Origin of the sequence: Aquabacterium sp., from assembly GCF_016234775.1 — a bacterium.
In the GTDB taxonomy this organism is placed as follows: domain Bacteria; phylum Pseudomonadota; class Gammaproteobacteria; order Burkholderiales; family Burkholderiaceae_C; genus Aquabacterium.
The window spans coordinates 1-14,977 of sequence record NZ_JACRAH010000007.1 but is presented as its reverse complement, the minus strand read 5'-3'; the positions used below and the strand labels follow the sequence as shown (position 1 = coordinate 14,977).

16 protein-coding genes are annotated in these 14,977 nt (G+C 58.0%); 11 read left to right on the top strand and 5 right to left on the bottom strand.

Translation table 11 applies throughout. The features are described from left to right. Positions 1–235 precede the first annotated feature (235 nt). Positions 236–1,618, bottom strand: a complete 1,383-nt coding sequence (locus HY836_RS03140; protein ID WP_083505914.1) for a serine/threonine-protein kinase — start codon at positions 1,616–1,618, stop codon at positions 236–238. 300 nt (positions 1,619–1,918) lie between these two features. On the opposite strand from HY836_RS03140, the gene HY836_RS03135 reads away from it, so the two are divergent. The 7 genes from HY836_RS03135 to tadA all read left to right on the top strand — a co-directional run bounded on the left by HY836_RS03135 (position 1,919) and on the right by tadA (position 7,512). Beyond that, the gene (locus HY836_RS03135) at positions 1,919–2,485 is read left to right on the top strand and encodes a hypothetical protein (RefSeq protein ID WP_058087138.1); all 567 of its coding nucleotides are present in this window, start codon (positions 1,919–1,921) and stop codon (positions 2,483–2,485) included. A gap of 20 nt (positions 2,486–2,505) precedes the next feature. Further along, the gene (locus tag HY836_RS03130) at positions 2,506–3,852 is read left to right on the top strand and encodes a 7-cyano-7-deazaguanine synthase (protein WP_058087160.1); all 1,347 of its coding nucleotides are present in this window, start codon (positions 2,506–2,508) and stop codon (positions 3,850–3,852) included. Next, positions 3,849–5,018 carry an XRE family transcriptional regulator gene (locus HY836_RS03125; RefSeq protein ID WP_058087137.1) on the top strand — a complete coding sequence of 390 codons (1,170 nt, stop codon included), beginning with the start codon at positions 3,849–3,851 and terminating at the stop codon, positions 5,016–5,018. The genes HY836_RS03130 and HY836_RS03125 overlap by 4 nt, the downstream gene beginning before the upstream one ends. Next, entirely contained in the window at positions 4,993–5,622 is a 630-nt protein-coding gene (locus HY836_RS03120; RefSeq protein ID WP_058087136.1) for a PIN domain-containing protein, read from the top strand. The genes HY836_RS03125 and HY836_RS03120 overlap by 26 nt, the downstream gene beginning before the upstream one ends. A gap of 404 nt (positions 5,623–6,026) precedes the next feature. Beyond that, positions 6,027–6,284, top strand: coding sequence for a hypothetical protein (locus HY836_RS03115; protein ID WP_290673486.1), 258 nt, complete (start codon positions 6,027–6,029; stop codon positions 6,282–6,284). Positions 6,285–6,286: 2 nt separating this feature from the next. Further along, entirely contained in the window at positions 6,287–6,880 is a 594-nt protein-coding gene (locus tag HY836_RS03110) for a 2'-5' RNA ligase family protein (protein WP_290673484.1), read from the top strand. Then, complete coding sequence (tadA, locus tag HY836_RS03105; RefSeq protein WP_290673482.1) at positions 6,877–7,512, top strand: tRNA adenosine(34) deaminase TadA; 636 nt, start codon at positions 6,877–6,879, stop codon at positions 7,510–7,512. The genes HY836_RS03110 and tadA overlap by 4 nt, the downstream gene beginning before the upstream one ends. 15 nt (positions 7,513–7,527) lie before the next feature. On the opposite strand, the gene HY836_RS03100 is transcribed toward tadA, so the two are convergent. From HY836_RS03100 to HY836_RS03085, 4 genes are all read right to left on the bottom strand, one after another. Next, positions 7,528–8,409 carry a hypothetical protein gene (locus HY836_RS03100; RefSeq protein WP_290673480.1) on the bottom strand — a complete coding sequence of 294 codons (882 nt, stop codon included), beginning with the start codon at positions 8,407–8,409 and terminating at the stop codon, positions 7,528–7,530. Between the two features lie 260 nt (positions 8,410–8,669). Next, positions 8,670–9,260 (bottom strand): NAD(P)H-dependent oxidoreductase, encoded by a 591-nt coding sequence (locus tag HY836_RS03095; protein ID WP_290673478.1) that lies wholly within the window; start codon positions 9,258–9,260, stop codon positions 8,670–8,672. Positions 9,261–9,317: 57 nt separating this feature from the next. Further along, a complete protein-coding gene (locus HY836_RS03090) occupies positions 9,318–9,758 on the bottom strand; it encodes a MerR family transcriptional regulator (protein ID WP_290673476.1) in 441 nt (146 codons plus the stop codon). A 60-nt stretch (positions 9,759–9,818) separates the two neighbouring features. After that, positions 9,819–11,504 (bottom strand): electron transfer flavoprotein-ubiquinone oxidoreductase, encoded by a 1,686-nt coding sequence (locus HY836_RS03085; protein ID WP_290673474.1) that lies wholly within the window; start codon positions 11,502–11,504, stop codon positions 9,819–9,821. A gap of 260 nt (positions 11,505–11,764) precedes the next feature. On the opposite strand from HY836_RS03085, the gene HY836_RS03080 reads away from it, so the two are divergent. From HY836_RS03080 to HY836_RS03065, 4 genes are all read left to right on the top strand, one after another. After that, positions 11,765–12,550 carry an SDR family oxidoreductase gene (locus HY836_RS03080; RefSeq protein ID WP_290673472.1) on the top strand — a complete coding sequence of 262 codons (786 nt, stop codon included), beginning with the start codon at positions 11,765–11,767 and terminating at the stop codon, positions 12,548–12,550. 129 nt (positions 12,551–12,679) lie between these two features. Then, on the top strand, positions 12,680–13,147 hold the full coding sequence (locus HY836_RS03075; RefSeq protein WP_290673470.1) for a thioesterase family protein: 468 nt from the start codon (positions 12,680–12,682) through the stop codon (positions 13,145–13,147). 217 nt (positions 13,148–13,364) lie between these two features. After that, a complete protein-coding gene (locus HY836_RS03070; RefSeq protein WP_290673468.1) occupies positions 13,365–14,072 on the top strand; it encodes a CoA transferase subunit A in 708 nt (235 codons plus the stop codon). 82 nt (positions 14,073–14,154) lie between these two features. Continuing rightward, a complete protein-coding gene (locus tag HY836_RS03065; protein WP_290673466.1) occupies positions 14,155–14,799 on the top strand; it encodes a CoA transferase subunit B in 645 nt (214 codons plus the stop codon). The last annotated feature ends 178 nt before the right edge of the window (positions 14,800–14,977 follow it).

The window sequence follows — 14,977 nt, the reverse complement described above, 5'->3', positions numbered from 1 at the left end:
TGGGTGGCACGCAGCGCGTCAGGCGTTCTTCCTGAGGTGGTCGGCGTAGCTTGAAAATGAAGGTCTGCCTTTGCTGGTGTTCAGCTTGGCCAGACTTGTCTTGCTGATCCGCTGCTGAAGGTAGCCACATACCTCGTCGAACCTATCAACGGATATGGACGCTTAGCAAGCGATCAATAGACGGATCTAGTCGTGTTGCCGCTGATCTGATCGCTTTATGCCGATCAAAAATGTTCTACGAGGGGAAGGGGTTGCCCATCGTTGATTGCTGCTGGACCGCTTCGGCATTGGCCTTGAGGATCGCGATGGCTTGCCGCACAGCAGGGGATCGGCAAGTCAAGGGGTCCATTTTTTCCATGAAGTAGCTGGGATGCTCCAACATGAGTTCATACACTCGGTGAGCAAGACCGCTGTCCTGGACCGAAGCAATCATGGCCTTGCAGGTGTCCATGGCAGCGAAGCGATTCTGCCGATCGGCGGCGATGATTGCGGCTTTCAGCGCGTCTGCCTTGTCTGACTCAAAGACATGCTGAGAGTGAAACAAGATGGACATGTTGTCGGCGACTGTTTCGGCAAAGCTCCAACCGTACTCTGCGTGCTGCGACATTTCAAGATAGCCCTGAATGAAGCTTGCCAACCGTCCAGGGGGTAACGGCGCTTCGGCAATCGCATAGAACAAGTCGGAGGGCATGTCTATGCATACCCGGTGGCGTTCGCTGGGTGAGAGCATGGCCAACTCGTCAATGAACTGCCCCAGTTCAAGTAAGTCAGTTTGGTTCGTGGACTGCCATCGATCGATGATTGCCTGCTGTGTTCCCAACACTCCGCCGGAGCCATTGGCTCGCCCAAGGATTACGCTAAAGGCCAGAGTTAGACTTTGGCGCAAGGCGGAAAGCGATGGGTAGCGGCGTGCTTTGTCCGGGGCGCAGGCGCGCTCAATGACCACAAAAAGCGGGGGCGGAAGGAGCCCCGGCGTCAAGTCTGGTGTGTCTAAGCCGCTGAGCAGTACAAAAAACGTCTTGCCTAACATGTAGATGTCATCTGAGGCATCTGCATGGCGGAATCCTCCCGCGAAGAACTCCGGTGGCATGTATCCGGGTGTGCCGCCATATACGGATGTGCGGGTGAACGCAGTAGCCGAGTTCGGTTGTACGCACAAGCCCAGATCGGACACCACCAAGGTGCCGTTCCCTACGAGGAAATTCTGGGGCTTGATGTCTCGATGGTAGACGTTCTTGCTGTGTAGTTGCTCGATGCAGTCGATCGTCCTATTTAGGTATTGCTCCGCCACCGCCAGGTCTTGTCGAAGGTGCGCAGCCTGATTCATCAGATCACCATGTTCGAAGAACGGCATGACAAAGTAGGGCGGCGAGTGTTCTAGGTTCGCATCCAGGACTGGGGCAACGTAGGGGCTTCCGTTGAAGCTCTGCATAACCCGGACTTCACGTCGAAATCGATTCTTCGTGTCGTCGTCGGTGTGGTTGCAATATTTGAGAACGAGCCGCGTGTCAGGCAAGGCGAGTGGACTGACGAACAGGACCGTGCCCATGCCTCCAGCAGAACTACACAGCCCCGTAACCTTGTATTTGCCGTCTACAACAGAACCTGCACTTGACATGTCATCGCCTCCCTCAGCACGTATGGCCCGGGAACCCCTCCCGTCAGCCCCTTAGCTTAGGCGCATCTCGTCGTTTGCAAGTGGCCGATGAGGTGCCCATGTGGCTTTCCAATAAAACTCGATAGCCTGCAGTGCAGGCTAGCCCCGAGCAAAGGGAGGTCGAGTTCATGTATCGATGGGCACCGCCTGCAAAAGGTGTCCCTGACTATGCCCTGGTAGCCCGGGTTTGTATTCAGTCAAACGAATCATTTGACAAAGTCTAGAAAAAAAACATAAACTTTGACAAATGGAGGGCATCCAATGAGTGACGGACCGCACAGAAGCCTTGGCCTTAGGAAGCCATGGCGACAGTTGGCTAAGCTTTGCGACAACGCTGCATACGCACAAGCGGAGGTCACTCATGCAGCCACCAGCGCACTCGTAAGCGACTTCAATGAGGTGTCTGGTGCCTTGCTTAAGGCCATCAAGCGTGTCTTCGATTGCGAGGGCAATTCTCTGGGCTCTCCAGAAATTGCGATGTACCAGTTGAACCTCGCTCGTTCTCTCGCTGCTGGGTCGGTCTTTGGGCAAAACGCTGTCAAGTGCAGCCAGATGCTAGTCAGCGAGGGCAAGTTAGAGCCCGAGAGCTTCAACATTGCAATTGGCGTGGCCGCGAAGATGCGCGGTCAAGCCAACTTGAGGGCCTTTCACGAGCACTACCTCGAAAAGACGAGCGAGTTCAGGGCTAACAAGGTAGTTCGTCGCTTTCAAGAGGCTATCGACTCGTTGTCGATTGGTTCGCTGGGTAACATCCTTGTCGAAGCACGTACCACCAGGATCCGGCCAACGACCAGAAGCACCGGACTGGACGAAGGGGTGCGACTGTGACCATCTATGAGCCCAAAGAGATGACCGTCGATGTCTTCGAAGAAGATAGTGCTTGCAAGCGAGGCGCCGTTCCTTGTCGAATTGGCAGGGACATCAGGTTCGAAACGGAGGCGCTAGAGTCTTTCTCGACCCATCGATGGGATCCAGTCATCTATGACGCTTTTCTGGTCGCTGCCGCCGTGGAGTTCTGCGACCGCACCCTGGTGCGCAGTTCCATGAACTGGGGCCGTAAGTTCATTCTCCATGTGCCTGTGCACGATGTTCACAAGTGGACGGACAAGGCCGCTCACGGGGCGCTGACGGAGGCATTGAACCTGCTGACTGGCGACGACTGGCAAATCGTATTTCGTACGCGGAAGGTCCCGGTGCCTCCTCCAGCGCAGGAGACGATGAAGTTTCCGATGAACGCGGAGGCCGTCATGGCGTACAGCGACGGCATGGATTCGCAAGCAGTGGCGGCGCTCGAAGGCAAGAAGCTCAACGGGCGGGTAGTGCGTGTGCGCATCGGCACCAGCGAGCGCGACATCTCAAGGCAAGAACGAAAAGAGATGCCCTTTCATGCGGTTCCCTACAAAGTGAAAATCGCGAAGAAGGATGGTGAGAGCAGCGCGCGCAGTAGAGGATTCAAGTTCAGCCTGATTTCTGCAATGGCTGGGTACCTGATTGACGTGCCTGTGGCCATCATTCCTGAGAGCGGGCAAGGCGCGCTTGCTCCTGTCCTGCTGCCCGTGGGACATGGCTACGAAGACTATCGAAATCATCCGGCCTTCACTGCCAGGATGGAGCGCTTCGTGTATGCCTTGCTGGGCTACCGTTTCAAGTACAAGTTCCCGCGCCTGTGGATGACCAAAGGCGAGACCTTGAGGGAGTTCGTCGAAAACTGCGAAGGCGGCTCCAAGTGGAACAAGACCCGTTCTTGTTGGCAAACCTCGCGCCAAATTGGATTTAATGGAACAAGGCGGCAATGCGGGATCTGCGCTGCATGCATACTGCGGCGCCTGAGCGTCCATGCGGCAGGTCTGAAAGAGGCAACGGATGTCTACGTATGGGAGTCCTTAAGCACCAAGACCTGGGAAGCGGGGGCGTCCAAGGACTTTGACCTTTTTACCAACGCCTTGCGCCAGTACTCAGTTGCCGGGGTTCTCCACTTCGAGCACTTAGCAGGGCTTCAAAGTAGGTCTGACTACCAACTGACCAGACGACTAAGCAATTTTGAACTGGCTGAGTCCCTCGGGGAGAGCCCCGTCAGCGTGTCGCAAAAGCTTGACCGGCTCCTGCGGCAACACGCCAAGGAATGGTCAGCCTTCACGAAGGACCTTGGACCGAGGTCTTTCGTGAGGCAGTGGATACGTAGTAGTGCATCATGACTAAAGAGAACTATGAACTGAGCCAATTTGAGCTCGGCGAGCGACTTAGAAGCGCGCGGGAGACCGCTAACCTGACGCAAGACGTGGCTGCGAAGGCTGCCGGACTTTCAAGAACCACGTTGGTGGCCATCGAGAAGGGGCACCGCGCTGCCAAGCTCATGGAGCTGCAGGACCTGTGCAGGTCCTACGGCGTGTCCGTCAATTCAATCCTGCGTCGTGAGTCTGTCCATGTGGACCTCGTACCTCGGTTTCGCACACTCGCTGAAACTGGCGAACCATGTATAGATACGGCAGCAAGGTTGCTCAACGACTTGGTCAAGGCGGAGGTCGAGCTTGAGAACATTCTTGGTGTTCAAAAGACCTACAACTATCCCGCCGAAAAGAGCATCCTGGCCGGAGATGTGCGCCAACAGGCCGAACAGGATGCACTCAACCTGCGTAACTGGCTCGGGTTGGGGGATGGACCTATCCGTGACCTATACGTCATCTTGGAGTTGCAATTAGGCATCAGGGTGTACACGCGCAAGCTTGACGGCAAGGTGTCTGGGTTGTTCGCCTATGACGATGCTGTGGGTGCCTGCATGCTCATCAACTCGACCCACCGCCGAGATAGGCGCAATCAGACAGGGAGCCATGAGTTGGGGCACTTTATTGCCACTCGCCGCAGACCTGAGATTTATCAGGACGAGATGTACGACAATTCGCGAGAGGAGCGATATGCCAATGCGTTTGCGCGGGCATTTATGACTCCAACGAGAACGGTCATGGAGAAGTTCAAGGAGGTGACGATTGGGTCGTCGCACCTGACGCGTCGGCACATCATCTTGCTGGCCAATTTCTTCAGCGTGTCGCGCCAGGCCATGGTCATGAGGCTGGAAGAACTTGGACTAACGAAAAAGGGAACGTGGGATTGGTTCCAAGACAACGGCGGGATCACCGACGAGCAAGTCCGCCAAGTGCTAGGGGAGGATGGCAATGAGTTCCCAGCTGTCCAACCACAGCAATCGTCGCGGTTGTACCTCTTGGCCATCGAGGCTTGGAAGAGGGATCTGCTCAGTGAGGGGCAGATGTCGGACTTGCTCAAGCTAAGCCGTGAGATGGTGCGAGAACTACTCGATGAGGCTCAAGAGGATGAGGTAGATGACCTTTTCAAGCTGCCTAACTGAGCAATCGCCCACTCTCGTTCTCGACTCCAGCATCATCATCAACTTGCTGGCCACCGGCCATGCAGAAGCGATTTTGCAGGCATTACCGGGCCTCACCTGTGTCACCGAAACCGTGATCGGCGAAATCAAAGGGGGTGCAGAGAATGGTCACGGGGAGTCGGCGAAGCTCGTTGAGCTCATCGACAGCGGGAAACTGGATGTCGTGGAGTTGGACAATGAAGCGCTCGAAAGCTTCATCTCTATTGTGTCGGGCTCAACGTCCGACTCGCTTGGGGACGGAGAGGCCGCCACTCTGGCGTTCGCTCACCGCAATGGACTGGTCGCGGCAATCGACGAAAAAAAGGCCAGGCGAGTGGCTGGTGAGAGTTTCGGTTCTCTGACAATTGCAACGACGGTCGACATCCTCGCGTATGCGCCTGTAGGGCTGGTGCTGGGCAAAGAGCGGCTGTCTAAAACAGTTCTTGATGCGCTACGCCTAGCGCGGATGCAGGTATGGGAACCACACTTTGATTGGGTCGTCGCGCAAATAGGTCCTGCAAACGTCCCCTTATGCCCAAGCCTGAGGCGGCTTGCAAAGCGAGTCCGTGTGACCACCGCCCAATGAACTGCGTCTACTTTGCCAGATGCGCACGCCGAGCAGTGGGTGGCCGAGGATCATCTGGGCATGTTGACTCTTTCTGTAGACTGGCGCGGCTCAAGGCGGCACCCCAACCGCTAGGTTCTCATGCCCGACGTGCTGGAAGCTGCAACCCGAGGGGTGTTCCTGTCCCCCACAGTTTTCAGGCTCGCCGTGTACACTAGAAACCGCGTTATGGCTGTCGTTTGACCGGCAACCATCGTTGCAATCACCACCTTCCAGCGTCGGTAAAAATGACGGTAGAAAGAAATCTTGGAACTTCAAAAACCTAGTGTTCATGCGGCTCTCAAGGTGCCGGAAATGATCGAGTGGGAGTGATGGTGATCCTCATTGGCATCCATCTGGCTTGATACCCTGAGTAGGAGCACCGCGTGAAAGCCCTGGGACTCTTGTCGTTGCTGCTGGCCTTGTTGATCGTGGCTGTGTTGGCCCGAAAGCAGTTGAGTGCCATGCACACGCAGGGCCCTGGCTCGGCGCTATCCGCCGCTTCTGCTGCTGGCCTTGACGTCCCCATGGTTGATGGCCCGGAGGGCGCCCGTCGCGTGCAGCAACGAGTGCAGGACGATGTGAGCCGCATGATGCAAGACCGTGCTTCGCAGGTTGAGCAGGGTGCCGTGGAAAGGCCCTGAGCATGTCCGAGCAAATGTCTCTGGATGGCTTTGCATCAGGTGGTGATCGGGTTAACAGCCTTTTTCTGGCCTTGATGCCGGATGGCATCGCGGCGCAGCGTGCCAAGGTGCTGGCGCAAGACTTGGGTCAACAACAGAGGCTCGCCTTCAAGCCTGAGCGAGCCACGCGCTTTCACGTGACCTTGTTTCACGTCGGTAGTTTTCTGGGGGACATTCCCCCGGCTACGCTGACGACAGTGCGACAGGTGGCGCAAGGCATGGCGGTGGCGCCATTTGAAGTCGCATTTGACAAGGTTGGCAGCTTCAAAGGCAAGCCAGGCCGCATACCCATTGTGTTGTTCGGTGCGACTTCGTCTGAGTTGATGGGCTTTCAAGCCGATCTGGATCAGAAAATGATGCGGGCAGGCTTGACCCGTGGCGATCATCTTCGTCAGTTCAAGCCGCATCTCACCTTGTTCTATGGCCGCACCGATGTGCCTGAGCGATGCATCGAGACGGTATCCTGGCAAGCGACGGAGTTCGTGCTGCTTCGCTCCTTGGTGGGGCAGGGCGTCTATATTGAAGAAGGGCGCTGGCCCATGCTGAAGGCGCAATGACCGTGACAGACATGTCGTCCAGATCACTTGCCGATGAACACGCCATGCGCATCGCGCTGGACCAGGCTCAGAACGCCTGGTTGGCTGGCGAGGTGCCTGTGGGGGCGGTGATCATGTTGAACGGGCAGGTGATTGCGACCGGCTACAACCGACCGATTACCACGCACGATCCCACAGCGCATGCGGAGATCGTGGCCTTGCGCCATGCTTCGCAGTTGCTGGCGAACTATCGCCTGCCTGAGTGTGAGTTGTTTGTCACGCTGGAGCCCTGCGCGATGTGCGCGATGGCCTTGATGCATGCGCGGTTCAAGCGCGTCGTGTTTGCTGCCACAGACCCCAAGACCGGGGTGGCCGGCTCGGTTCTGGACTTGTTCGGCAACCGACAGCTCAATCACCATACCCAGATCATTGGCGGTGTACTGGCGGACGCCAGCGGCCAGATGCTCAAACAGTTTTTTGCCGAGCGTCGCGCCCAGATCAAGGCTTTGCGTGACGAACGCCGGGCCACGGCGTCTCGTCAGGCCTTGCATGGCATGGATGTATTGGAGATAGGCTCAGGCGATGCGGCATCGAACCATGCAGACGCCATCCCCGTGGGGCAGGTCATTGAAATGCCGGACGAGCCGGCATGATCGGTCATGAGCGCGTCAGGCCTTTTGTGACTTGCGCTTTCGACCTCTGCTACCCATCACACCTACAACGGCGATCCCGGAAAGAACCAGGGTCAACTCTGCTGGTTCCGGGACGGTTGCGATCTGACTTTCGCCGCCGAGTTGGGCGTATTCACGAAACTGAACAGCGATGGGTTTGTCGGTCCAATTGGCATAGCGGACCACCAGATCTTCGTTTCGCGCGCCAGTAAGTGGTACGCCGATTTGGCCGACAGTAACTACGTTCGAGGATAACGCACCCACGATGTCGAGATAGTAAACGCCGTTTTCCTGCTGTTTCCAACTGGCTGCTTCAAAATAGAAATTGGCACCAGCGTTATCGCAGTAGTACGGGGCAAGCGCCACTGAGTAGCATGCGCCGGAAATCCCAACGGAAGAAGATACGTGGGCTGTCATCACCAACTCGGTGAAAGGAGACAGGATGGCCGACATGTCAGAGCCTGTCGTGGCGCTGTACGTTCCCACGCCAATCAAAGCTGCATCCAAGCTTATGAAGCTGCCTTGCGAATCGGCGCCAATGCTTCCTTTTGCATGGCCACCCAGCCACACGCTTTCATCGGAGGCTGAGGGCAGATTCAGCGGGGCCGGCAGCTGAATCAGGTTATAGACGCCTTTTCCCGCGTAGTCAGGCACGGGGTAGTTCTGCGTTCCCCAGGTCTGAACGTTGGTGACGTTGCTGTAGTAGTTCGGAACGTAGTTGTCTCCGTATGAGAACGATGGCGCTACGCCATCAGCTGCATTCAGATCGACAAGCTCATATTTCAAGCCGCTCACGCTGATTTGGGCTTGAGAAGCGGCCTGTGCGTTAACGCCGGCCAACATAGCGCATGCGGTCATAACCGCAGATGAAATTCGCATGGTGTGAGACTCCCTTTTCAAAACAATTTGATTCTGCCAATAGATTCAAGAGCGCTGGCGAACCTTACCCCCCAACTTGTGGGGGCGGACGTTTCTTGCGGCTATGCGTAGTCAAACAATGAGCGTGTTTCATGTAGCTAGGCAGATTCTGTGCGCTACCGGTGGTTGACGGTAAATGGATGCAGGGTACGATTTGCTGAGGTACTTGCATGAATCTCAGAACGCAAAAGCGCTACAAGGTCCTCCACTGGAACAGATGCTCAATGACGGTGTGCCAGCTTTCGCACGCGCTCGATCCAGTCCTGACGCTGTGACAAGCTGGATAGGATGAAAGGGCTGAAAAACAGCACCTCACGCAGTTTGATGCCGTAAAAGCGCAGGATCGGATAGCGGAGCTGACGGATCACGGGGCTGCCGCACAACCATCGGTCAATCCAGCGAGGCGTATCCATCGTGATGATCAGTCGGGCTGTCTTGCCTTTGAGCAAAGGCGTCAAGCCCAGGCCTTTGGGCTCATAGCGAAACGCGAAGCCAGGCAGCAGCATGCGATCCAGAAATCCTTTTAGCAAGGCGGGCATCCCGCCCCACCAGATTGGGAACACGAGAACCAGTTCATCGGCCCAGGCAATGTCGTCTTGCGCCATTCTCAAGCAAGGCTCGAGGTCCTGTGGGCGCTGGTATCCAGAGCGCAGCATGGGATCGAAATCGAGGTCGTCCAGTTGCAGCAACCTGATGTGGTCGCCGGCCATATGGGGTGTCTGGGCGTAAGTGCGAGCCATGCTCATTCCCAGGCTTTCGGTATCAGGAAGGCCAGGGTGAGCGGCAATGATCAGAACGTGACGAGCAGGCATGAGCTGGTATGACTGTGGCGAATGCCTCTACCGTAAAACTTGCCCCCGGGGGCAAGGTCAAGTGCTCGTAGCCAGCTGTGTGTGGAATGCGTCAGCGTTTGCCAACTGCGTCGCAATCACATCGCAATCGTTGGATTGCGCCATCAACTCGGACAGGGTTTGGCTCAATGCGTTCAAGCCCAAGTCGCGTTGTTGAAGGCGCTCGATGTCAGCCTGAATGCTTTGGCGCTTGGCTTCGATGGCCTGCAACATGGCCGACCAGTCCGGCGTGCAGCCATCGTCCATCAACAGCGTCTGCGTTTCAGCCAAGGTGAAGCCAAGATCCTGAGCTTGCCGAATCAGGCGTATGGCCAGCACATGCGCTTGGTCATAGTGCCGGTAGCGGCCCGCTCGCGCGACGAAGGGCAACAGGCCCAATGATTCGTAGTGGCGTATGGCCTTGGCAGTCACAGCTGTGAGCCAGGCCACTTGTCCAATGGTGCATGTATGCGATTGCATGCGAGAGGGGAAAAGAAAAAGGGAGCCAACAAGGCTCCCTATTGATGTGCTGCCAGTGGCTTACATGCCCGAGTAGTTCGGGCCGCCGCCGCCTTCAGGCGTGATCCAGACGATGTTCTGTGTCGGATCCTTGATGTCACAGGTCTTGCAGTGCACGCAGTTCTGCGCGTTGATCACCAGGCGATCGCTGTTGTCGTCGTTCTTCACGAACTCGTACACGCCAGCCGGGCAGTAGCGCGACTCGGGGCCGGCGAACTGAGCCAGGTTGGTCTGCACGGGCACCGACGCGTTCTTCAGTGTCAGGTGAGCAGGCTGGTGTTCCGTGTGGTTGGTGTTGGAGACGAACACCGAGCTCAGGCGATCAAAGGTGATCTTGCCATCGGGCTTCGGATAGTCGATCTTGGGCATCTGGCCGGCGGGCTTCAGGAAGGTGTGGTCCGGCGCGGGGTTGCGCAGGGTCCATGGGGCTTCCTTGATGCCCAGGCGGGGCAGCAGCCAGTGTTCGACGGCCGTCATGATGGTGCCGACGTAGAAGCCCTTCTTGAACCAGGTCTTGAAGTTCTTCGAGGTCTTGAGTTCGTCGTGCAGCCAGCTCTTTTCGAACAGCGCGGGGTAGGCGGTCAGCTCATCTTGCTGACGGCCGGCCATCACGGCTTCGAACACGGCTTCGGCGCACAGCATGCCGGACTTCATCGCAGCGTGCGAACCCTTGATGCGGGCAGCGTTCATGTAGCCGGCATCGCAACCGACCAGGGCGCCGCCCTTGAAGACGGTCTTGGGCAGGCTGGGCAGGCCGCCGTTGTTGATGGCGCGCGCGCCGTAGCTGATGCGCTTGGCGCCTTCGAGATACTGCTTGATGACCGGGTGGGTCTTCCAGCGCTGCATTTCTTCGAAGGGGCTCAGCCAGGGGTTCTTGTAGTCGAGGCCAACCACGAAGCCCAGCGTGACCTTGTTGTCAGCCAGGTGGTACAGGAAGCCGCCACCGAAGGTCTCGGTGTTCATCGGCCAGCCACCGGTGTGGACGACCAGACCAGGCTTGGCCTTGGCTGGATCGATTTCCCACAGTTCCTTGATGCCGATGCCGTAGCTTTGTGGGGCCTTGCCGTCTGCCAGGTTGAACTTGGCGATCAGTTGCTTGCCCAGATGGCCACGTGCGCCTTCGGCGAAGATGGTGTATTTGCCCAGCAGTTCCATGCCCAGCTGGAAGTCGCCGGTGGGCTCGCCCGTCTTGTCGATGCCCATGTTGCCGGTGGCCACGCCCTTGACGGCGCCGTTGTCGTCGTACAGCACTTCAGCTGCAGCGAAACCAGGGAAGATTTCCACGCCCAGGCCTTCAGCCTGCTGCGCCAGCCAACGGGTCACGTCACTCAGGCTGATGACGTAGTTGCCATCGTTGTGCATGCAGTTGGGCACCAGGGCGTCGGGCGTCTTGATCTGACCGCCTTCGGTCAGCACATAGACTTCGTCGCCAGTGACGGGTTGGGTCAAAGGAGCGCCCAGCTCCTTCCAGTTGGGGAACAGCTCGGTGATCGAGCGTGGGTCCATCACAGCGCCCGACAGGATGTGAGCGCCAGGCTCCGAACCCTTTTCGAGCACGACGACGTTGATTTCCTTGCCAGCTTTTTCGGCCAGTTGCTTCAAACGGATCGCAGTGGACAGACCTGCGGGGCCGGCGCCGACGATCACGACGTCGTATTCCATCGACTCGCGGGGGCCAAACTGCTCAAGGATTTCCTGGGGCGTCATCGTGATTCCTTCTGTTCGGACAAAACAGGGTTCAGTTGTTTTTAATCAAGTCCGCGATTCTATGTCGGGCTCGGCCCCAAATTCTCTCAGAAAAAAGCACGATCGTTCGAAAACGTCCCCGTCAATGCGGGGGATCAAGATTGGCTGTCGTCCAACCCGCAACAAAAAGGATCACCCAAGGGGAGCCGTGCTAAGGTCATAGCCGTTTCTGACAGTGAAAAATCCTGTCGCCTGTTCAAGCGCCAAAAGGAGCAATCTGCATGAGCTACACCATTGACCTGTCGGGCCGCGTGGCCCTGATCACCGGCGCATCCAGCGGCCTGGGCACGCAGTTCGCCCACACCCTGGCCAAGGCCGGCGCCGCCGTGGTGCTGGCAGGTCGTCGCGTTGAGCGCCTCAAAACCCTGCGTTCCGAAATCGAGGCTTACGGTGGCGATGCCCACCTGGTCGAACTGGACGTGACCGATGTGGATTCGATCAAATCGGCCGTGGCCCATGCCGAGACCGAAGTCGGGGCCATCGACATCCTGATCAACAACTCGGGCGTGAGCACCACCGAGCGCCTGATCGATGTCACCGAAGACAACTACGACTTCATTTTCAACACCAACACCCGCGGCGCCTTCTTTGTGGCGCAGGAAGTGGCCAAGCGCATGCTGGCACGCGCCAAGGGTTCGGCACCCGGCACCTTCACGGGTGGTCGCATCATCAACATCGCATCCGCAGCCGGCTTGCGCACCATGCCGCAGATTGGCGTGTACTGCATGAGCAAGGCTGCCGTGGTCCACATGACCAAGGTGATGGCCGCCGAGTGGGGGCGCTTTGGCATCACATCGAACGCCATCTGCCCGGGCTACATCGATACCGAGATCAACCACCATCACTGGGACACCGAAGCCGGCAAGAAGCTGATCAGCATGCTGCCGCGCAAGCGCGTCGGCCAACCCAAGGACCTGGATGCCATGCTGGTGACGCTGTGTTCGGCGCAAAGCGATTTCATCAATGGCGCGATCATCTCGGCCGATGACGGCATGCTGGCGGCCTGATGCCTGGGGTTGATGACGGTCGGGCTGCGGCCTGACTTGAATTCAGCCCGATCATCCCTATCTAGCCCGCAACTGGCCACACAGCCTCTTTGTGTTGCCCATGCGGGCTTATCTTTTTGCGGTTGAACCATGCGTCTAGACATTCCTGAGCACAAGATCCTCGTCCACGAGTTGTCCTTGCCCATCATGTGGGGCGACATGGACGCGCTGGGCCACGTCAACAACACCGTGTACTTCAAGTACATGGAGCAGGCACGGGTGTCCTGGATCGAGGCCATCAGTGGATCCGTCGATGGCCGCGACGACGGGCCGGTCATCGCCAATGCTTTCTTCAACTTCTACCGGCCGCTGGTGTTCCCGGGCGACCTGGTGGTGAAGCTGTATGTGGCCGATCCCGGCCGTACCAGCATCGATACCTTCGTGACGATCGAGCGCTCGGACGAGCCAGGTTCGCCCTATGCCGCAGGCGGTGCCACGCTGGTGTGGGTGAGCAGTTCGGAAGGGCGGCCCGTGCCTCTGCCCGAGCCCATTCGTGCACTCAAGGGCACACCTGCGTTACCTGGTTCTGACGCACCACCAGCGCTGCCCGGCAAGTGATGGATTCGCCCTTGTGGTGCACCTGACTGCCCCTCGCACCAAGGCGGGTCAGGCCTGAAACCACAATGAACGCGCATCAAGCGTGACCAGGACGCGTCAAGCGCAAGCTGATGCGTCTTTTTCATTCAAATGGCTGGATTTTTGCAAGCGACCCGGTGTACGCTTTCCATGCTGCAGTGCAGCGAAAGAGTCCCCCCGTTTGCCAAGGAGTGATTGGATGAACAAGGTCTATCCCGACGCCGCCAGTGCGCTGGCTGGGATTGTGAAAGACGGGCAATTGCTCGCAGTAGGGGGCTTCGGCCTCTGTGGCATTCCTGAAGCGCTGATTGACGCCTTGCAGGCGTCAGGTGTGAAGGACCTGACCGTGATCTCGAACAACGCCGGGGTCGATGGTTTCGGCCTGGGCAAGTTGCTCAACACGCGTCAGATCAAGAAAATGATCTCCAGCTATGTGGGCGAGAACAAGGAGTTTGAGCGCCAATACCTGGCGGGCGAGCTGGAGCTGGAATTCACGCCGCAGGGCACGCTGGCCGAGAAGCTGCGTGCTGGTGGCGCGGGCATCCCGGCCTTCTTTACCAAGACGGGCGTGGGCACCATCGTGGCCGAGGGCAAGGAAACCCGCGAGTTCGATGGCGAGGTCTATGTCATGGAGCGGGCCTTGCTGCCCGAGGTGGCACTGGTCAAGGCTTACAAGGCCGACAAATCGGGCAATCTGATCTTCCGTCGCACAGCGCGCAACTTCAACCCGGCTGCCGCCATGGCGGGCAAGATCACCGTGGTGGAAGTGGAAGAGATCGTCGAGACCGGCACCTTTGATCCGGATGCCGTCCACCTGCCGGGTATCTATGTGCACCGCATCGTGCTCAACGCTACCCCTGAGAAGCGCATTGAAAAGCGCACGATCACCGAAAAGGCAGGAGCATAAATATGACCCCCACTATCACTTCGTTTCTGCCCCCCAAGGGGGCGCAAGCCTCCCTTGAGGCGGCTCGGCGGGAGGCTTGAACATGCCCTGGACACATGACGAAATGGCGGCGCGTGCCGCACGCGAACTGGAAGACGGTTTCTACGTGAACCTGGGTATTGGCCTGCCGACACTGGTGGCCAATTTCGTGAGCCCGGACATCGACGTCTGGCTGCAATCCGAAAACGGCATGCTGGGTATCGGCCCGTTCCCGACCGAAGACCAGGTCGATGCCGATCTGATCAACGCCGGCAAGCAGACCGTGACCGTGTTGCCTGGTTCCTCGATCTTCGGCTCGCACGAGAGCTTTGCGATGATCCGCGGCGGCAAGATCAACCTGTCCATCCTGGGCGCCATGCAGGTGTCCGAGAAGGGCGATCTGGCCAACTGGATGATCCCCGGCAAGATGGTCAAGGGCATGGGCGGCGCGATGGACCTGGTGGCCGGCGTGGGCCGCGTGGTCGTGCTGATGGAACACGCCGCCAAGAACGGTGAGCACAAGCTGCTGCAGAAGTGCACGCTGCCGCTGACCGGCCTGGGCGTGGTGGACCGCATCATCACCGAACTGTGCGTGCTGGACGTGACGCCGGATGGCTTCAAGTGCGTGGAGATCGCGCCGGGCGTGACGCCTGAAGAGATCCGCCTGAAGACCGGCGCCCACGTGCAACTGTCGCACCTGAAAGCCTGATCAGCAGCGCTGTTTGTTGCAGCTGATCACGAGGCCACCTTCGGGTCAATGCCAGTCAGTTAAGCCTCGCGTGATCTGACAGGCTGTAAAAAGGGAACGTGTTTCACGTTCCCTTTTTATTTCATGGGCTTGCTTCAAGATGCGCTGAATGAGACGTTGGCGACCTTGCTAGCTGATG